The organism is Microbulbifer pacificus (assembly GCF_033723955.1).
Classification (GTDB): Bacteria; Pseudomonadota; Gammaproteobacteria; order Pseudomonadales; family Cellvibrionaceae; genus Microbulbifer; species Microbulbifer pacificus.
Window position 1 is genome coordinate 1,322,501 of the sequence record NZ_CP137555.1, and the last position, 20,027, is coordinate 1,342,527.

Here is a 20,027-nt window from a genome sequence, read left to right on the forward strand (position 1 = left end):
CTGCCAATGCGACGCTCAGCTTTCAGGCGGGGCTGACCTGCGAGGGACTCCAGCATGAAGTCTTTGGCGAATTTACCGGTCTGAATATCCTTCAGAACGCGTTTCATTTCTGCCTTGGTTTCTTCGGTAACAATGCGCGGGCCGGTGACGTAGTCGCCGTACTCTGCAGTATTGGAGATAGAGTAGCGCATATCCGCGATGCCACCCTGATACATCAGGTCGACGATCAGCTTAAGCTCGTGCAGACATTCGAAGTACGCCATTTCTGGTGCGTAGCCCGCCTCGGTCAGGGTTTCGAAGCCAGCCTGCACCAGCGCGGAAACACCACCACAGAGTACTGCCTGCTCACCGAACAGATCGGTTTCGGTTTCTTCGCGGAAGTTGGTTTCGATAATTCCAGAGCGACCGCCGCCGTTGGCGGAGGCATAGGACAATGCCAACTCTTTAGCGTTGCCGGAGGCGTTCTGGTATACGGCGATCAGGGTCGGAACACCGCCCCCTTCCATGTAGGTAGAGCGTACGGTGTGACCCGGGCCTTTCGGGGCGATCATGATCACGTCCACGTCTTGCGGCGGCTGGATCAGTTCGAAGTGGATGTTAAAACCGTGCGCGAACGCCAGGGCGGCGCCGGCTTTCAGGTTCGGAGCGACCTGCTCGCGGTAAACCGCAGCCTGGTATTCATCCGGGGTCAGGATCATCACCACGTCGGCATCTTTAACCGCGTCGGCCACTTCAGCAACACGCAGACCAGCCTTCTCAGCCTTTGCCCAGGATGCGGAACCCTTGCGCAGACCGACAACCACATTATTCACACCGGAATCTTTCAGGTTGTTCGCATGGGCATGCCCCTGGGAACCATAGCCTACGATGGCAACAGTTTTGGACTTGATCAGAGAGAGGTCACAATCTTTATCGTAATAAACGTGCATAACTTACTTCCTGCTTTAAGTACTTTAAAAGGTCATTCCGCGCTGCTTTTTCAGCACAGATGAATTCACTGTGGGTCCGACGTTCAAATACTGAGAACTTTCTCGCCGCGGGCGATTCCCGAGACACCGGTGCGAACCACTTCCATAATGGTGTGCTCTCCCAGCGCCTGTAAAAAAGCATCCAGTTTGTCGCTGGTACCGGCCACCTGTACCGTGTACATATTGCTGGTGACATCGACGATCTGGCCGCGGAAGATATCCACACTGCGTTTGACTTCATCCCGCTGGGCACCGGTCGCACGCACTTTAACCAGCAACAACTCGCGCTCAATGTGCGAACCTTCGGTGAGGTCCACCAGCTTCACCACATCGATCAACTTGTTCAGATTCTTGGTGATCTGTTCGATCTTATGGTCATCCCCAATGGTGGTCAGCGTCAGACGCGACAGGGTTGCATCCTCGGTAGGCGCCACAGTGAGGCTTTCAATGTTGTAGCCTCGCTGGGAAAACAGGCCCACTACCCGCGACAACGCACCGGGTTCGTTCTCCATCAGAACTGAAATGATTCTGCGCATTTTGTCTACCTCCCTTTACGTCCGTTCCGTCTTGCTGAGCCACATATCCCGCATGGAGCCATTCGGCATTACCTGCATGGGATAGACGTGCTCGGACGGATCGACGTAAACGTCGATAAACACGGTGCGATCCTTGATCGCGAAGGCCTCGGCCAGCTTGCCGTGCAGCTCATCGCGATGCTCGATCTTCATACCCAGATGGCCGTACGCTTCGGCCAGCTTGATGAAGTCCGGCAGGGACTCTTCATACACGCTGTTGGACAGACGGCCTTCGTACTGCATTTCCTGCCACTGCTTCACCATACCCAATGCCTGGTTGTTCAGACACAGAATCTTTACCGGCAAACGGTACTGGGTCGCAGTGGACAGCTCCTGGATACACATCTGGATACTGCCTTCCCCGGTAACGCACACAACTTCGGAATCCGGGAATGCCATTTTCACCCCCAGTGCCGCCGGCAGGCCGAAACCCATGGTGCCGAGGCCACCGGAGTTGATCCAGCGACGGGGCTTGTCGAACAGATAGTACTGCGCGGCAAACATCTGGTGCTGACCGACATCGGAGGTTACGTACGCATCCCCCTTGGTTATCTCGTGCACCGCACGGATCACTTCCTGCGGCATGATCATGTCGCCATCGGTGCGGTAACGAGAGGCCGTGTAGAGACCATGGCGCTCGCGCCAGTCGTCGATCTGGCGCCACCAGTCGACAATGGCAGACTGGTCCGGCATTTCCCGGGAAGCCTTGAGCATTTCCAGCATTTCTTTCAAAACAGACTGCACTGTGCCCACAATTGGTACATCGGCAGTGATGGTTTTGGAAATGGATGCAGGATCCACATCGATGTGGATAACTTTGGCACCGGGGCAAAATTTCCCTGGGGTATTGGTAACCCGGTCATCAAAGCGCGCGCCCACCGCAAGAATCACGTCCGCGTGATGCATTGCGGTATTCGCCTCGAAGGTACCGTGCATGCCGAGCATGCCGAGGAAGCGCTTGTCGGTACCAGGATAGGCACCGAGCCCCATCAGAGTATTGGTTACCGGGAAGTTCAGGTACTGCGCAAGCGCGGTCAGCAGATCCGCACCATCCCCCTGCACCACACCACCGCCGGCATAAATAACCGGGCGCTTGGCGGACAACAGCAGCGCAACCGCCTTGCGGATCTGGCCGGTGTGGCCTTTACCCGCCGGGGTATAGGAGCGCATGCGGAGTTTTTCCGGATATTTGTACGGAAAACGATCCACCGGGTTGGTGACATCCTTGGGGATATCGATCACTACCGGACCGGGGCGGCCAGTGGAAGCGATATAGAAAGCCTTCTTTACGACTTCAGGAATGTCTTCTGCATTCTTGACCAGGAAACTGTGCTTCACGATCGGCCGCGAGCAACCGACCATGTCGGTTTCCTGGAATGCATCCTCACCAATTTTGTCGGAAGGCACCTGACCGGAAATCACCACCATCGGGATGGAATCCATGTAGGCGGTGGCGATGCCGGTGATGGCATTGGTGGCACCGGGGCCGGAGGTCACCAGCACCACACCGGTCTTGCCGGTAGCGCGGGCATAGCCGTCCGCAGCGTGCGTGGCGCCCTGTTCGTGACGCACCAGCACATGCTTGATGCCCTTCTGACGAAAGATGGCATCGTAAATATGCAGTGCCGAACCGCCGGGGTAACCGAATATCAGGTCTACCCCTTCATCCTGCAGCGCGCGAACCAACATATCGCCGCCGGAGAGTAATTCCACTTGAGCCCCCTCAAAATTTCCCAATTCTTAGGACCTGCATCATCCACAGGCCACAGAAAACCATATAGCGCGAAAGCCAGACGGCGATTCTAAAGGAAAAGCGTGATAAATATCAGCCTTAAACGCAGATTTAGCCCGTTTTTTAGGATAGCTTCACGGGAACACCAAATTGCGCGGAACCCGACCGGCAGAAATCATAAGAGAGATACCGGGGTGCAGGTTCCAAGGCCTCCAGATGGGGAGGGCCTCCTCGACAGGAGGTGGTGGGCGCTTAACCCACCGGAGAGCGCATGCGCACCACAGGGGTGTTGTGGTGGCATCTACTTAGCCGAGTGAACAACAAATTGTCCAGCTTGAGCCTTGAGTGTCAATAGAAGATGAGAGTTTTGCTCCATTATGGAGCAGTGTTTTGAGCACAGTTCAGACTTTAAGCCTGGATCCTGTAGAACAAACTGTTAACCTCGTCGCGAGTTATCCCCCGCAGCCCGTTACAATCGGGACTTACAAGTTGCGCGCAATACGGTAGTGTTAGCCTCTGCGGGCACAATACAGAAAACAACACAAGGCAGTTCTTTCATGCGCAGCGTCATCGCAACCCTCGTCCTCGGCATAGGATTGGCGGCAACGGTTCAGGCCGACGGCATCTACAAATGGGTGGATGAAAACGGGGTAGTACACTTTGGCTCGCAACCGCCGAAGCAGGAACAGGTGGAAGTCGTCAAGCCACCCAAGTCCGACCGCTTTAAGCAGTGGCAGCAGGAGCAGAATGCACTGGTAGCCGAGCGCAAACTGGCCACTGGCGCAGAAGCGGGTGATAGCGACAATTCGGAAAGTACACCCGCATCGCAGTCGAAAACCGACGAAGATCAATCGGCAAAGCAAGCGGATGCCCGTGCCGCAGAGATGGCAGCCCGCGATCTGCGTTGTCGCAATGCCCAGGCCCGCCTGCAGGAACTCCAGTCGCGCCCACGGGTGCGCGAAGTGGATGCAAAAGGAAACTACCGCGTGCTTCCAGAGGAAGAGCGCCAGCAGCGTATCCGGCAGACCAAAGACCTGCTGCAGAACGACTGTTAAGACCGGAATTACTCTGTTGCCGGTGGGCCTCCAGTGCCCGCCGCTCCCTCACTCACAGAACTCTCGCTCCGCTTCTCCCGCGCATAATCCCGTCCCAACAATAGATACATTGCCGGCACCACAAACAGGGTAAACATGGTGCCGATGGTCATTCCCGAGGCCACCACAAGCCCCATGGCAAAACGCGCCCCGCCGCCGGGCCCCGCGGCAATAAGCAGCGGGACCATGGCGAGCACCAGCGAAGCGGTGGTCATCAGTATGGGTCGCAGGCGGATACTGGATGCCTCCTCGATGGCCTCTCGCTTACTCCTGCCCTGCAACTGCAACTGGTTGGCAAATTCCACGATCAAAATGCCGTGCTTGGAGATCACACCGATCAGGGTGACCAATCCCACCTGGGTATAGATATTCAGGGTGGTGAGACCGAGACTCACGAAGATCATCGCCCCGCATACACTCATGGGCACGGTAACCAGCATGATCAACGGGTCCCGCCAGGATTCGAACTGGGCCGCCAGCACCAGATAGATCACGATCAGGGCGAAGAAAAAAGTCACCAGTAGGTCAGAGCCCTCATTTTTGAACTGCCGCGACTGCCCCGAATAGTCCGTGGAATATTCTCGCGGCAAAATCTCCTTCGCCGCATTTTCTAGAATACCCAGCGCCTCACCGAGGGGCACCCCGGGGCGCGGGACCCCGGCAATGGTCACCGCGTTTAATTGCTGGAACCGCTTCAATTGTTGGGGCTCTACCGTTTCCTCCAGTCGTACCAACGTAGATAGCGGCACAAGGGTGCCGTCCCCGGCGCGGATGTAATACTGCTCCAACTGATCGCCGGTGAGGCGCTCCGCGCGCACCACCTGTGGGATCACCTTGTAGCTGCGGTTTTCCAGAGAAAAGCGATTGGTATAGCCCCCCGACAGCATCCCCCCGAGTTCCCGGGCCAGGTCGGCCATGGTGACACCGATGGAGGCCGCCTTGTCCCGGTCAATGACCACCGATAACCGCGGTTTATCCAGTTTCAGATCCGCGTCGAGAAAGATAAACCGCTTGCTGGCCAGCGCCCGCCCCATGATGTCATCGGCAAAGCTCGCCAGGGTGGAGACCGGTTCGGTGGTGCCAATGACAAACTCTACCGGCAACCGCCCCCCCGCTGTCGGCAGACTGGGCGGGACAAAGGTGGCAATTTTCAGACCGGCGATCTGCGAAACCTCATCGTTGATCACCGCCTGCATTTCCTGGGTATTCTTGTCGCGCTTATTCCAGGACGACAGCACGAAGCCGGCAATAGCACTGTTACTGCTGTTGCCAACGCCCCCCACGCCATTCAACAAAAACAGGTTCTCCACCTCCGGGTGCCGGTCGCGCACACCGTTGATTTCCTCGGTGTACTGCTCCATGTAATCCAGCGTGGCAAACGAATCACCACTGGCGATACCAAGTACGAAACCGCGATCCTCCTTGGGCTCAAGCTCACTGGGCGAGGTGGCAAACAAAAAATAGCAACTCACCAGCACGATCAAACCGAAGACTAGAATCACCAGCCGTTCATCCAGAGCCCGATGCAGCCACCGCGCGTACCCTGTCTCCAGCCGATGCAACTGCCGCGACAGCCAGACCTCGAGGCGGTTGCTGCGCTCCCCGTCCTTCGCCCGCAACACCTTTGCCGCCATCATCGGCGACAGGGTCAGCGCCACCACACCGGAAAGCAGCACCGCACCAGCAAGTGAAAACGCAAACTCCACGAACAGCGTGCCGGTGAGCCCGCCGAGAAAACCAATCGGGAGATACACGGCGATCAGTGTGGTGGTCATGGCCACGATGGGCCAGGCCAACTCGCGCGCGCCTTTTATGGCCGCATCCTGTGGCGTCATGCCCTCTTCAATATGTCGGTGGACGTTTTCCAGCACGATAATTGCATCGTCCACCACAATGCCGATGGCGAGCACCATCGCCAGCAGGGTCAACAGGTTGATGGAGAAGCCCATCAACAACATCAGGAACAGCGCCCCCACCATGGACAGGGGTACCGCAACCGCCGGGATGATTACGCTGCGCAGGGAGCCGAGAAAAAGGTAGATGACCAGAATGACGATCAGCACCGCCTCGACAATGGTTTTCACCACCTCGTTGATGGAATCCTGGATATATTCGGTGCTGTCGTAAGGAATTTCCCCCAGCATGCCTTCCGGTAATTGCGGGAAAATTTCACCATCCAGCTTGTCACGCACATCCGCAATCACATCCAGTGTGTTCGCATCCGGCGCCACTTCCACCGCGACAAAGGTTGCCGAACGCCCATTAAAGGTGACCGAGGTGTCGTAAGATTCCGACCCCAGCTCGACCTCCGCCACATCCTCCAGGCGCACCAACTGATCGCCATCGGCGCGCACCACCAGCTTGCGAAATGCATACTCAGAAAAGATATCCGTATCCGCGCGGATATCCATTGCTACTCGCGTACCCTTGGTACTGCCCACGGCAGCCAGTACATTATTCTGGCGCAACGCACTGGTGATATCCCCGGCCGTCACCCCCTGCGCCGCCATCTCGGCCGGCTTCAGCCATATACGCATGGCGAAGGTACGATTGCCCAGCAGCCGCGCGCGTTGTACACCGGCAATGGTGGACAGTTTGGGCTGCACCACGCGGGTGATGTAGTCGGTGATCTGGTTGTTAGTGAGAATCTCCGAGGAAAAGGACAGGTACATGGCGGCAATGGTTTGCCCTACCGCCAGATCCACCGTGGAGTCTTCCGATTCCAGTGGCAATTCGTTGCGCAGTTTGTTGACCTTGGCTACCACCTGGGTGAGCACTTCGTTGGGGTCGTAATCCAGACGCACATAGGCCTGGATTACAGAAATGCCCTGAATACTGGTAGAGACGATGTAGTCGAGGCCATCGGCGCTGGCGATTTCCTGCTCCAGCGGTGTGGTGATAAACCCCTGTACCAGATCCGAATCCGCCCCCACGTACACGGTGCTCACGGTGATCACCGCATTTTCCAGTTTTGGATACTGGCGTACGTTCAATTCGGAACTGGAACGCAGCCCCAGCAGGAAAATAAACAGGCTGACCACGCAGGCCAACACCGGTTTGTGAATGAAGATATCGGTAAATTTCACCCGGCGTCCCTGCCTGCGATGTTCATGCGCTAACTGTTGTCGGGTTTGGGGGCCAATTGATCCGGTGGCGGGTTGTCATTGTTGATGATGACTCCGCCCTCGTTGCGCAGTTTCAACAGACCGGTCGTCGCCACCTGCTCCCCCGCCTGTACACCTTCGATAATCTCAATCAGGTCACCACGCTCCTCGCCGGTCTTTACAAAGCGCTTGACCGCGACCCACTCTGGTTGCGGCTGGGGCTGCGCACCCTTTCCGTCTTTCTGACCTCCTCGGCCTCGTTGCTGATCTTTGTTCTGCGATTTTCGGATCACAAATACGGCATTGCCATAAGGCGCAAAACTGATGGCAGTGCGGGGTACCACCAGCACGCTGCGAAATTTCTCCACCTTTACCGCGACATCGGCAAACATACCGGGGCGCAGCTTGCGCTTGGCATTCTCCAGTGTCGCCTGCAGGAGGAAAGTGCGATTGCGTGGATCGATGGCAGGATCTATGGCAGTGATGCGCCCCTGGAAAACCTGTTCGGGGATGGCCGCTGCGGTGAGTTCAACGCCCTGCCCCTCCCTGACCCGGGAAAAATCCCGCTCCGATAGCGAGAAATCCACAAAGATGGGCTGCAGTTGCTGCAGGGAAACCACCGCATCTCCGGGCGCCACATTCTGCCCGAGGTCGACCTGGCGTATGCCCAGCTGGCCGGAGAAAGGCGCGGTGATGATGCGTTCATTGATGGTGGCGCGCTGCACGCTGAGATTGGCAACGACCTGATCGAGAATGGCCTGGGCCTGATCCAGTTCCCGCAGCGTGGCCACACCTTTTTTATACAGTTCGGCAATCCGTTTGTAGTCACGCTCCGCCAGCCGGTGCTCCGCTTCCAGCACTTCGATCTGCGCGGTTTCCGGCGCCGCAGCGAGCTCTGCCAGCACCGCGCCCCTGTCGACCGATTGGCCGGATTCAAAATAAATGGCTTTGACTTCGCCCTGGGCTTGGGTGGTGACGTTGACACCATTCACCGCGCGCAGGCTGCCTACGGCACTGAGTCGGGTCTGCCAGCGCTGCTGTTCAACGCGGGCGGTGGTGACGGTGGCGGGCGGCAGCGACATGTTGTCCATATGCTGGTTCATCATGTAGCGGCCGAAAAATTTGAAGCCAAAGATACCGCCAAACACGACAAGGCAGCCCAGCAGCATCCACAACATGCGCCGGTTAAACAGCTGCCTTGCCAGTGTCATACATCAATTCCATTGAAACCTGCCCATCCGTGGGACTCAGGTACTACCGATACGGTGCTACCTGTTGAATACCGCTTTGTCTCCTTCCAGTGTCGCGTGGATAGTATCGCCGGGGGCAAATTTTCCGGAGAGTACATCCTGGGCCAGCGGGTTTTCCAGCCACATCTGGATGGCGCGTTTCAGCGGGCGCGCGCCGTAGACGGGATCGAAACCGACGTCTGCCAGCTTGTTCAACAGTTCCTCGGAAACGTCCAGTTTCAGATCGCGATCCGCCAGGCGTTTGCGCAGGTTCTGCAGCTGGATTTCGGCAATGGAGCGGACTTCCGCACGATTCAGCGGGTGGAATACCACCACCTCGTCGATACGGTTGATCAGTTCCGGTCGGAAATGCTCGCCCACCACATTCATTACCGCGGCTTTCATCTGACGATAGTGGATCTCACTGTCGATCTCGTCGTCATCACGCGCGCTGGCATACTTCTGGATCAGGTCCGATCCAAGGTTAGAGGTCATCACCACCACGGTGTTACGGAAATCGACCGTGCGACCCTGGCCGTCGGTGAGTCGACCATCTTCCAGCACCTGCAGCAGGATGTTGAACACATCCGGGTGTGCCTTTTCCACCTCATCCAGCAGCAGCACAGAGTAGGGTCGGCGCCGCACCGCTTCGGTGAGATAGCCGCCCTCCTCGTAACCGACATAGCCGGGTGGAGCACCAATCAGGCGGGCAACAGAGTGCTTCTCCATAAACTCCGACATGTCGATGCGCACCATGGCGTCTTCGGTATCGAACAGGAAACCCGCCAGCGCCTTGCACAGTTCGGTCTTGCCCACACCGGTGGGACCGAGGAACAGGAAGGAACCGTTCGGGCGATTGGGGTCGGACAACCCAGCGCGGGAGCGGCGCACCGCGTTCGACACGGCTTCCACCGCCTCATCCTGACCGATAACGCGGTGGTGCAGCGCATCTTCCATCTTCAGCAGCTTTTCGCGCTCGCCTTCCAGCATTTTCGATACCGGGATTCCGGTCCAGCGGGAAACCACCTCCGCCACTTCCTCATCGGTAACGCGGTTGCGCAGCAACTGGTTTTCACTGGTATCGGAGGTATCCGAGGCAATCTTCAGCTGCTTTTCCAGCTGCGGAATCACACCGTATTGGATTTCCGACATGCGGGTGAGATCGCCGGCGCGGCGCGCAGCGTCCATATCCAGCTTGGCCTGTTCCAGCTTGTTCTTGATATCCGCACTGCCGGCGAGCTTGGCTTTTTCCGCTTTCCAGATTTCCTCCAGGTCCGCGTACTCTTTCTCGATCTTGTCGATATCCTCTTCCAGCTTCTGCAGGCGCTTTTTCGCGGCTTCGTCGTCCTTGTCTTTTTTAACCGCTTCGCGCTCGATCTTGAGCTGGATCAGGCGGCGCTCGAGTTTGTCCATCTCCTCCGGCTTGGAGTCGATTTCCATACGGATACGGCTCGCGGCCTCGTCGATCAGGTCGATGGCCTTGTCCGGCAGCTGGCGGTCGGTGATGTAGCGCTGGGACAGTTTGGTGGCGGCAATGATTGCGGAGTCGGTAATGTCCACACCGTGGTGGACTTCATAGCGCTCCTTCAATCCGCGCAGGATGGCAATGGTGTCCTCTTCGGTGGGTTCATCGACCAGCACCTTCTGGAAACGCCGCTCCAGCGCCGCATCCTTTTCGATGTACTGGCGGTATTCGTTGAGCGTGGTCGCGCCAACGCAGTGCAACTCACCGCGGGCCAGTGCGGGCTTCAGCATATTGCCCGCATCCATCGCGCCCTCGGCCTTACCCGCGCCGACCATGGTGTGCAGCTCGTCGATAAACAGGATGACGCGTCCTTCCTGCTTGGACAGTTCGTTCAGCACCGCCTTCAGGCGCTCCTCGAACTCACCGCGGAATTTCGCTCCTGCCAACAGCGAGCCCAAGTCCAGCGACAGCAGACGTTTGTCTTTCAGTCCCTCCGGCACCTCGCCATTGACGATACGTTGGGCGAGGCCCTCGACGATGGCGGTCTTACCCACGCCGGGTTCGCCGATTAGCACCGGGTTGTTCTTGGTGCGGCGCTGCAGCACCTGGATGGTGCGGCGAATTTCATCGTCACGGCCGATCACCGGGTCGAGCTTGCCCGCCTCGGCGCGGGCGGTTAAATCCATGGTGTATTTGTCGAGCGCCTGACGCGCCTCTTCGGCCTGCGGGTCATTGACCTTTTCGCTACCGCGCACTTTGGTAATGGCATCCTGCAGGTGTTTTAGATCACCGTGGGCATTCAGGATTTTCGACACTTCACCGGCGGCGGGGTCGAAGGCGGCGAGCAATACGGTTTCGCTGGCGATATAACTGTCGCCATTTTTCTGGGCCTTTTTATCCGCCAGGTTGAACAGGCGCATCAGCTCCTGCGACATGCCTACATCGCCGGTGGGAGTGCTGACGGTGGGCAGGTGGTCGAGGCGTTTGGCCAAGTCATTGCGCAGGCCGTTAATATTGAAGCCGGCCTGGTTCAAAAACGCGGTGGTACTGCCATTGGATTGATCCAACAGCGCCTGCAATAAATGTTCGGGATAAATCTGGTTGTGGTCGCGGCCAACGGCGATGGATTGTGCGTCGGCAATAGCGGCCTGCAGTGGGTTGGTCATCCGATCGATGCGCATTGTGCTTATACCCTCTCCTGATCATTGACGCGCCGGACAAGAAAAGAGACGACGCGCGGTAATGCAATGACGAATACAGTCTAGTGCTGATCAGTAATTTGCGGGCTCTCGGCGGGTTTTCAAGCTTAACGCGCTTGATCGAGATCAATAGGATCTTAAGTTGGTCCGGTGGCGGCCAAGCACTGGACCTGCTTAAGAAGAATAATCAGGGATCACTCGAACCAGATTAAAGTAGCCATGCGCCCGGTATCCCTATCGCGACGATAAGAGAAAAACTCAGAATCCTCGGTAACGGTACAGCGGTCACCACCAAAAACCTGGGTCACCCCCAACTCCGCAAGCTCCGCACGCCCAAGGGCATAGATATCCGCCAGGAAATGCAGCGGCTTTTGAGAATGGGGCACGAAACATCTGGCAATGGCCTCCGCATGGGCCTCGCTCATGGACGACTCGAATGCCGCCTCCAGCACATCCACCCCGCACTCGAATGCCTCAGGGCCGATGGCCGGGCCGAGCCACACCAGCAGATCTTCCGGCGCACTCCCCATGGCGCGAATGGTCTCGCGGATCACCCCGCCGGTCAGCCCGCGCCAGCCCGCATGAATGGCCGCCACTTCGGAACCTTCGCGATTGCACACCAGCAGTGGCAGACAGTCCGCGGTCATCACCGCACACACGACACCCGCTTCACTGGTGTAACTCGCATCCGCGGTACGAACCATGCCATCGCTGTGGGCGACCACCGCCTTGTCACTGTGAATCTGCTCCAGCCACTGGGGCTCGCTGGGCAGATTCAGCTCCCGCTTGAGCTGTGCGCGATTCGCCGCTACCGCTTCCGGCGCATCCCCCACATGGTCCGCCAGATTGAACGCCTCATAGCCGCCGGTACTTTGACCGCCGCGGCGCAGAGTGACAAAGGCGTGCACCCCGGCAGGAGCGGGCCAGTCGGGCTTGAGGTAGTGATCGGCAGCCATGGGATGTCCTGTGCAATAAGCGGTGTATGTAAACGTTATAGCGGGTGAGCGGCGCTGTCCGCGCGCAGTAGCGCCAACAAGTGCAGCATATCTTCCGGCATCGGCCTCACCCAGTGCATGGGTTCACCGGTTTCCGGGTGGAACAGTGCGAGCTCCGCCGCATGCAAGGCCTGGCGAGGGAATTGCTGCAGTGCCCGAATAAGCTCCGGATCGGCACCGGTTGGCAGTTTGCCGCGAGTGCAATAAAGCGTGTCCCCCACCAGAGGGTGGCGGATATGTGCCATATGTACACGGATCTGGTGGGTGCGACCAGTTTCCAGCTGACAGCGCACCAGGGTGTGTGCGCGGAAGCGCTCCTGCAGCCGGAAATGAGTGATCGCTTCCTTACCGCCCTGATTAAGTACTGCCATCTTCAGACGGTTGGTACGGTGCCGTCCCATCGGCGCATTTACCTTGCCGCCGCCACTCAGGTTGCCCTGCACTATCGCGTCATACAGACGGGTCACCGTGCGCTCCTTGAGCTGGTCCACCAGATCGGCCTGGGCTTGCAGGGTCTTGGCCACCACCATCAGGCCGCTGGTGTCCTTGTCCAGGCGGTGCACGATGCCGGCTCGGGGAATGTTCTGTTGCCCTGGGCAATGGGCCAGCAGGCCGTTCAGCAGGGTGCCGTCCGGGTTGCCGGCGGCGGGGTGAACCACCAGTCCGGCGGGTTTGTTGATGACCAGGATGGCGTCGTCTTCATAGACGATATCCAGTGCCATATCCTGTGCCACCCACTCACCCTGAGGCTCCAGTTCGGCGCGCAGGCTCAGCTTTTCACCGCCAAACAGCTTGTCCTTGGGCTTGGCGGTGCGGCCATCCACGGTGAGTTGGCCGCCTTTTATCCAGGCCTGCAGTCGCGCCCGGGAATAGTCAGGGATCAAATCCGCTGCGGCCTGGTCAAACCTGTGCCCGGCGTACTCCGCGGGGACTTCGATATCGAGTTGTATTTGATTGCTCATCTGAGAGGGTCTAATACTTTGGGCTGGCGGGGCGCTGTGGTTAAATAGCTGCCCTTCAGCCCCCGGTGATTTTTGGGCGGCTAGTTTAATAAGGTTGAGACAAATAATGATAGAGCGAGGGGCAATGCAGTCGTGGAATAAGCAGGCCTGGAAAACGCTGTTACTGGCAATGCTGGCGGTTTTCGTGGCCTCGTGCGCCAGCACCGACGAAGAGGAAGAGGGCCTGCCCTCCGGCAATCGCACCGAACAGGCCTTCTACGAAGCGGCACAGCGGCAGCTCAGATCCAGTCAGTGGGAGATGGCGATCAAGAACCTGCGGGCGCTGGAAGACAACTTTCCCTTCGGCAACTACGCCGAACAGGCCCAGCTGGAGCTGATTTACGCCTACTACCGCGACTATCAGAACGACGCCGCCATCTCTGCGGCAGACCGTTTTATCCGCCTGCACCCGCAGCACCGCAATGTGGACTACGCCTATTACATGAAAGGGCTGGCCTCTTTCACCGAGGGCAGCGGTCTGTTCGAGCGATTCCTGCCTACAGACATGACCCGCCGCGATCCGGGCTCTGCCCGCGAATCCTTCGCTTATTTCGCCCAGCTGATGGCGCGCTACCCCGACAGCCGCTATGCCCCGGATGCGCAGAAGCGCATGATCCACCTGCGCAACCTGCTGGCGCGCTACGAAATCAACGTGGCCAACTACTACTTCAAGCGCGGTGCCTACCTGGCTTCTGCCAACCGCGGCCGCTTTGTGGTGGAGAACTTCCAGCAGACCCCGGCGGTGCCGGACGCGCTGGCGGTCATGGTGCAGTCCTACCACCTGCTGGAGATGTCGCAGCTGGAGAACACTTCACTCGAGGTACTGCGCACCAACTACCCTGACCATCCCGCCTTCGAGAAGGACGGCAGCTTCAACTACAAATACTACGCCGGTGCCAAGGGCCGCAGCCTGGTCCACCGCGTGACCCTCGGCCTGTTCGAGAAGTCCGACCCGCGCGGCTTTGACAGCCGCGAGATCTACAACGCCGAATACCGTCCGGAAACGGCACCGCTGCCGCCCGAGCTGTAAGCCTCGGCGACAGGCAAACAAAAAGGCCCCGCTGTGGAAGCAGCGGGGCCTTTTTGTTTTGGGCAATCTCGTTGCCTGCGCAATCTGCCGGGGTTACTCCCCGGCCTTCCAGCCATTGGTGATGGGATATCGGCGGTCACGGCCGAAACCGCGCTCGGAAATCCGTACCCCCACGGCCGCCTGCCGGCGCTTGTATTCATTGCGATCCACCAATCGCACCACCCGCGTCACGGTTTCACTGTCGAATCCCAGCGCGATGATATCCGCGGCACTGTGGTCGAGATCGATATATTGTCGCAGGATCTCATCCAGTATCTCGTAGGGTGGCAGGCTGTCGGAGTCCACCTGATCCGGCGCCAGCTCCGCACTGGGCTCGCGGGTGATAACGGTTTCCGGAATCACATCGGACACCGTGTTGCGGTAGCGGGACAATTCGTAGACCAGAATCTTGGGCACATCCTTCAGCGCGTTGTAGCCGCCAACCATGTCCCCGTACAGGGTGGCGTAGCCCACAGACATCTCGCTCTTGTTGCCAGTGGTCAGCACCATAAAGCCCTTCTTGTTGGAGATGGCCATCAGCAGCATGCCGCGCGAGCGCGCCTGGAGGTTTTCCTCGGTGGTATCGCGCTCGCTACCGGCAAACTCACTCGCCAGCGCCGTCATCGCCGCGTCGAAAATACCCTCGATGCTGATGACGCGGTAGTGGATTCCCATGCGCTTGGCCTGATCCGCCGCGTCATTCTTCGACAGATCCGAGGTGTAGCGGAACGGCATCATCACCGCCTCCACCCGATCCGGGCCCAGTGCATCAACCGCAATGGCCAGGGTCAGGGCCGAGTCGATACCGCCGGACAACCCTAGTACTACGCCCTTGAATCCATTCTTGTTCACATAGTCGCGCACTCCCAGCACCAGCGCCTGATACACGGAGGCGAGTTCCTCCAGGGGTGCCGCGTCATTGCCCTGCACCAGGGACACGTCGTCGCCATCGACCTGCACGGTCACCGGCAACAGGCTCTCCACGAACTCGGGCGCCCGCGCGCGCAGCTCGCCATGCTTGTCCACCGCGAAGGAGCCGCCGTCGAACACCAGTTCATCCTGGCCGCCCACGGTATTGACGTAGACGATCGGCATTTTTCCCGCCTGGGCCTGGCGCCCCAGCAGCGCCAAGCGCTCCTCCGCCTTGCCGCGATGGAAGGGAGACGCGTTGATATTGAGCATCAACTTGGCCCCCGCGCGCTCCGCCTGTACCACCGGCTCCGGGTGCCAGATGTCCTCACAGATGGTGATGGCCGTGGGAATACCTTTTATATCCACCACACACGGTTGGTCCCCGGGCACGAAGTAGCGCAGCTCGTCGAACACCTGGTAGTTGGGGAGCTTCTGCTTGGCGTATTCCGCCACCAGTTCGCCATCCCGGATCAGCCCGGCCATGTTGAGCACCCGGCCAGCCACTACCCGCGGATAACCGATCAGCACCGCACAGGGCAGCGCGGCCTGCTTGAGCTTTTCCAGCGCGGCGTCGATGCGCTTTTGCATACTGGGGCGCAGCAGCAAATCTTCCGGTGGATAACCGCACAGGGTCAGCTCCGGAAACAGCACCAGGTCGGCCTCGTGCTCGCGGTGGGCTCTGCGGGCGACCTCGACCACCTGGTCGGTATTGCCGGGGATATCCCCCACCAGCAGATTGATTTGCGCCAGCACTAGCTGCAAAGTAGACATCGTTTTACCCCGTTGGACTGAGGCGGCTATTGTAGCCACGCCACCCGGGGGCACAACATCTGCCCGAAAACAGTCCCACTCACCCGCAAATGAGAATAAAAAGTGAGCAGCCCCCCTCTGGCCAGCACAGCGCCGAAAGACGTACCGCAAAAAGTGCCACAAGATGCGGCAGCACGCAGCAGTGCCACCGCTCAGCCATATTCCACCCTCAATGGCCCGCGCCTGCGACAGCGCGACCTGCTGAAAATCTACGCCTGGTACCGGGTCGCCATCGCCTTGGTACTGCTCGGGCTGTTCGCCTCGGGCATCAGCCGCGGAGCCGTTGGCACCCTGCACCCCGCGCTCTACCTGAATACAGCCATTATCTATGCGGTGCTCACCGTCGCCTGGCTGCTGTTTCTCTACCCGGGCGGCTTCCAGACCACCCCATTGCGCATCGGCAGCATTCTCGGTAGCGACATTCTCGCGTTTCTGCTGCTGATTCAGGCCAGCGGCGGACTCAATTCCGGTGTCGGCTACCTGATGCTCACGACCTGTGCCATAGGTTCGCTGTTGCTTGACCGGCGCATGGGCGCCTTCCTGGCCGCGATTGCCAGTATCGCGGTCATCGGCCAACAGCTGTTCGGCATTCTGGTGGGCCACGCGGATACCCAGGATATCGTCTCCGCCGGAAGCCTCGGTATCCTGCTGTTTACCTGTGTGACCGCCCTGCAATATCTCTCCACCCATATCCGCCTCGCCAACCAGAAAGCAGAGCAGGAGCGCCGGCAGGCACAGCACCTGCAGCGGCTGACCCAGCAGATTGTTGCTCAGATGCGCACCGGGGTACTGGTGCTGGACGGCGATAACCGACCGGAACTGGTCAACCGCGCGGCGCAGCAGTTACTGGGAATGAAATGGGGGAAAGCCGGTGAACTGGGCGCGGAACTGCAAAAGGCACTGGATGCGCTGAAGTCAAAGACCGATAGAAACAGCCGCATCATCAGGGGCGCCGGGCATAACGAGCTGCGCGCAAGCATCACTACCCTGGCAAACGACAACCGCACCAGCTCGCTGGTATTTCTTGAAGACAACCGCAAGCTGGTGCAACAGGCCCAGCAGCTGAAGCTCGCCTCGCTCGGGCGTCTCACCGGCTCCATTGCGCATGAAATACGCAACCCGCTCTCTGCCATCAGTCACGCCGCGGAACTCCTGGGGGAGTCCTCCGGTATTTCAGGGGAAGACAAACAGCTGACCGAAATCATCTGCCGCCACAGCCAGCGGGTAAACCAGATTGTAGAGAATGTCATGCAGCTCTCGCGCCGCCGTGTAACGGAACCGCAAAGAATGGATTTGTGCCGGTGGGCGGAAGACTTCCTGCAGGATTACCGCGCCGGTTCCGCACAGCAAACAGAAATTGTCCTCACCCTGCCCCCGGCATCGGTGTATGCACGTTTCGACCCGGACCAAATGGCGCAGGTCGTGACCAATCTCTGTAACAATGCTGTGCGACACTCACGGATTGCCACGGGGCGAGCCGATGCAGAACTTGCGATCCGCTACAACCGTGAGCGCGAGTGCGCCGAGCTTGATGTACTCGATCTGGGCACTGGTGTTCCCGAAGAGCACAAAGAGCAGATGTTCGAGCCATTTTTCACTACCGAAATCTCTGGCGCAGGCCTCGGGCTGTATATCGCCAGAGAATTATGCGAATCCAATCGCGCCAATCTTTATTACTGTCGCGGTCAAGACAGCCGCAGCTGCTTCAGAGTAGAATTTGCCCACGCCGAACAGATTTTCTGATAGCCACTAAACCAATAAGCTCGATAACAATAAGCTCGATCGCTATGGCCGACCGACAACCCATTGCCCTGGTGGTGGATGACGAGCCCGACATCTGCAACCTGATTTCAATGACCCTGCAACGCATGGACGTGCGCGCGGATATCGCCATGTCTGTTGCCGAGGCGCGGCGTCGCCTTGCGGAAAAACATTACGATTTCTGCCTCACTGATATGCGCTTACCGGACGGTGACGGCCTGCAGGTCGTGGAAGCCATTCAGGAACTACCCGCCGATCGCGCACTCCCGGTCGCCGTCATCACCGCCCACGGCAATATGGATACGGCCATTGCCGCGCTCAAACTCGGCGCTTTCGATTTTGTTAGTAAACCCGTCAATTTGGAGCGCCTGCGCAACCTCGTGCAGCTGGCACTGCGCCTCAACGAAGGTCGCTTTCTGGCACGCCAGGAATTCCCGGCGCTGTTTCAAGGCCAGTCGGATGCCATCCAGGCACTCCGGGTACAGATTGAAAAAATTGCACGCAGCGATGCACCGGTGCATATCACCGGCGAGGCGGGCTCAGGCAAGGAACTGGCCGCAAGGTGCATCCACGATCAGGGCCCCCGCTGTAATCGCGCGTTCGTCCCGGTGCACTGCGCAACCATCCCCGCCGAACAACTTGAGCCGCTGCTGTTTGGCGGCCCGATACAATCCGAGCGTGCCTCGGGGCTGCTGCAGACCGCAAACGGCGGCACTCTCTACTTCGATGATGTGACAGAGCTGCCGCAGGATATTCAGGTCAAACTGTTGCGCGCCATTCAGGAAAAAGGCTTTCGCTCTGCTGCCACCGGTGAAAATATAAAGCTGGACATTCGTATACTGACAGGTTCACGCAAACCGCTCACCGACGAAGTCCGCGCAGGCCGTTTTCGCAGCGACCTTTACTATCTGATCAATGTCATCGAACTCGCCATACCACCACTGCGCGAGAGACGCGAAGATATCCCGCTGTTAACACGCAATGTGTTGCGGCGTATAAGCAGCGAATCCCGAGGTGCGGCAGCAAAGGCATCCCAGGATGCCGTCCTCGCCCTGCAGACCTATTCCTTTCCGGGCAATCTGCGGGAGCTGGAAAATATACTCGAGCGCGCTGTCACCCTGGGGGAGAGCAGTACACTCTATGCGCGGGATCTTGTCATTCCTGCGGCGTCGCCAATTCCCTGCAATACGGGCACAAGGCAAAATGATCTTTCCCCATTGATTCCGCCCAGTGTATCCACAGGTACTCTCCTTGCGGCTTACCCCGGACAGTTTTCCTCTTCAGACTTTGAAACACTGGATGACTTCTTACAATCCATCGAACGGGAAGCGATTGAAAGCGCCCTCGGTGAAACCGGCGGGAACAAGACTGCAGCGGCGGAGAAGCTGGGAATCAGTTTTCGCTCCCTGCGCTACCGGCTGAAAAAGCTCAATATGGAAGAGTAAAAAACTGGCATTTAGTACGAAAGTACTGTAATGCCGTGTGATTGGCTTTTGAAGCTCAATCTGTATGCTGGTGTAAATTGTAAAAGGAATTTACACCATGCAAATACAACGCGGAATCACTTTGATAGAGCTAATCTTGGCTCTCGCGATACTGGCCATAATTTCATCTATCGCAATTCCCGGTATGGCCGATTTTTTTAAGCGCTATCGCTATGAATCCATCCGACACCATCTGTTTGACTTAATCGCACTTGGTCGTGGAAAAGCGTACGGCTACGGAAAAATTTATACTCTCTGCCCTCGCGGTGTGGGAGATACCTGCGATTCGAGCTGGGAGCAAGGAGCAATACTTTTTATAGATAATAACGGGGACGGCAGCAGAGATACCGATGATGTGATTGAGCGAGTATTACCGGCACTACCAAATGGCGCATCGCTGACCTGGAACAGTTTCGGCAATAAAAATTACCTTCAGTACCGCCCGAATGGTCGCACGCGCTCACAGAGTGGAAATTTTTCATTTTGCCCACCAGGAGATACAGCGGCAAACGGGTGGATCATTGTACTAAATGCGAGCGGTCGCCCTTATTTCGGCAAGGACCGCAACGGCGATGGTATCGTAGAAAACGGAAGCGGCCAGAATCTTACCTGCACCGCTGGTCAGTAAA

The 20,027-nt window shown here is 58.2% G+C and carries 14 protein-coding genes (1 of these 14 cut by a window edge); 5 read left to right on the top strand and 9 right to left on the bottom strand.

The window, feature by feature from the left end:
• The 3 genes from ilvC to R5R33_RS05955 all read right to left on the bottom strand — a co-directional run.
• Nucleotides 1–929: the 5' portion of a ketol-acid reductoisomerase gene (gene ilvC / locus R5R33_RS05945; RefSeq protein ID WP_318955122.1), read on the bottom strand. 97 nt of this gene lie to the left of the window's left edge; 929 of the gene's 1,026 nt are visible here — the first part of the coding sequence; it begins with the start codon at nucleotides 927–929; its stop codon lies off the left edge, out of view.
• A gap of 83 nt (nucleotides 930–1,012) precedes the next feature.
• Nucleotides 1,013–1,504 carry an acetolactate synthase small subunit gene (gene ilvN / locus R5R33_RS05950; protein ID WP_318955123.1) on the bottom strand — a complete coding sequence of 164 codons (492 nt, stop codon included), beginning with the start codon at nucleotides 1,502–1,504 and terminating at the stop codon, nucleotides 1,013–1,015.
• 15 nt (nucleotides 1,505–1,519) lie between these two features.
• Entirely contained in the window at nucleotides 1,520–3,256 is a 1,737-nt protein-coding gene (locus tag R5R33_RS05955; protein WP_318955124.1) for an acetolactate synthase 3 large subunit, read from the bottom strand.
• Nucleotides 3,257–3,832: 576 nt separating this feature from the next.
• On the opposite strand from R5R33_RS05955, the gene R5R33_RS05960 reads away from it, so the two are divergent.
• On the top strand, nucleotides 3,833–4,330 hold the full coding sequence (locus R5R33_RS05960; RefSeq protein WP_318955125.1) for a DUF4124 domain-containing protein: 498 nt from the start codon (nucleotides 3,833–3,835) through the stop codon (nucleotides 4,328–4,330).
• A gap of 8 nt (nucleotides 4,331–4,338) precedes the next feature.
• Here R5R33_RS05960 and R5R33_RS05965 read toward each other — a convergent pair whose 3' ends face one another.
• The 5 genes from R5R33_RS05965 to rluD form a co-directional block, all read right to left on the bottom strand.
• Nucleotides 4,339–7,455 carry an efflux RND transporter permease subunit gene (locus tag R5R33_RS05965; protein ID WP_318955126.1) on the bottom strand — a complete coding sequence of 1,039 codons (3,117 nt, stop codon included), beginning with the start codon at nucleotides 7,453–7,455 and terminating at the stop codon, nucleotides 4,339–4,341.
• A gap of 29 nt (nucleotides 7,456–7,484) precedes the next feature.
• Nucleotides 7,485–8,684: an efflux RND transporter periplasmic adaptor subunit gene (locus R5R33_RS05970; RefSeq protein ID WP_318955127.1), complete on the bottom strand. Its 1,200-nt coding sequence runs from the start codon at nucleotides 8,682–8,684 to the stop codon at nucleotides 7,485–7,487.
• A gap of 57 nt (nucleotides 8,685–8,741) precedes the next feature.
• A complete protein-coding gene (clpB, locus tag R5R33_RS05975; protein ID WP_318955128.1) occupies nucleotides 8,742–11,348 on the bottom strand; it encodes an ATP-dependent chaperone ClpB in 2,607 nt (868 codons plus the stop codon).
• A 212-nt stretch (nucleotides 11,349–11,560) separates the two neighbouring features.
• Entirely contained in the window at nucleotides 11,561–12,322 is a 762-nt protein-coding gene (gene pgeF / locus R5R33_RS05980; protein WP_318955129.1) for a peptidoglycan editing factor PgeF, read from the bottom strand.
• Between the two features lie 35 nt (nucleotides 12,323–12,357).
• Complete coding sequence (gene rluD, locus R5R33_RS05985; RefSeq protein WP_318955130.1) at nucleotides 12,358–13,323, bottom strand: 23S rRNA pseudouridine(1911/1915/1917) synthase RluD; 966 nt, start codon at nucleotides 13,321–13,323, stop codon at nucleotides 12,358–12,360.
• 124 nt (nucleotides 13,324–13,447) lie between these two features.
• On the opposite strand from rluD, the gene R5R33_RS05990 reads away from it, so the two are divergent.
• Nucleotides 13,448–14,392: an outer membrane protein assembly factor BamD gene (locus tag R5R33_RS05990; protein ID WP_318955131.1), complete on the top strand. Its 945-nt coding sequence runs from the start codon at nucleotides 13,448–13,450 to the stop codon at nucleotides 14,390–14,392.
• 93 nt (nucleotides 14,393–14,485) lie between these two features.
• On the opposite strand, the gene R5R33_RS05995 is transcribed toward R5R33_RS05990, so the two are convergent.
• On the bottom strand, nucleotides 14,486–16,114 hold the full coding sequence (locus R5R33_RS05995; protein ID WP_318955132.1) for an NAD+ synthase: 1,629 nt from the start codon (nucleotides 16,112–16,114) through the stop codon (nucleotides 14,486–14,488).
• A gap of 102 nt (nucleotides 16,115–16,216) precedes the next feature.
• Between R5R33_RS05995 and R5R33_RS06000 the strand changes: the two genes are divergently transcribed.
• From R5R33_RS06000 to R5R33_RS06010, 3 genes are all read left to right on the top strand, one after another.
• On the top strand, nucleotides 16,217–17,896 hold the full coding sequence (locus R5R33_RS06000) for a sensor histidine kinase (RefSeq protein ID WP_318955133.1): 1,680 nt from the start codon (nucleotides 16,217–16,219) through the stop codon (nucleotides 17,894–17,896).
• A 44-nt stretch (nucleotides 17,897–17,940) separates the two neighbouring features.
• Nucleotides 17,941–19,359 carry a sigma-54-dependent transcriptional regulator gene (locus R5R33_RS06005; protein WP_318955134.1) on the top strand — a complete coding sequence of 473 codons (1,419 nt, stop codon included), beginning with the start codon at nucleotides 17,941–17,943 and terminating at the stop codon, nucleotides 19,357–19,359.
• A gap of 97 nt (nucleotides 19,360–19,456) precedes the next feature.
• Nucleotides 19,457–20,026, top strand: coding sequence for a GspH/FimT family protein (locus tag R5R33_RS06010; RefSeq protein ID WP_318955135.1), 570 nt, complete (start codon nucleotides 19,457–19,459; stop codon nucleotides 20,024–20,026).
• Nucleotide 20,027 lies beyond the last annotated feature (1 nt).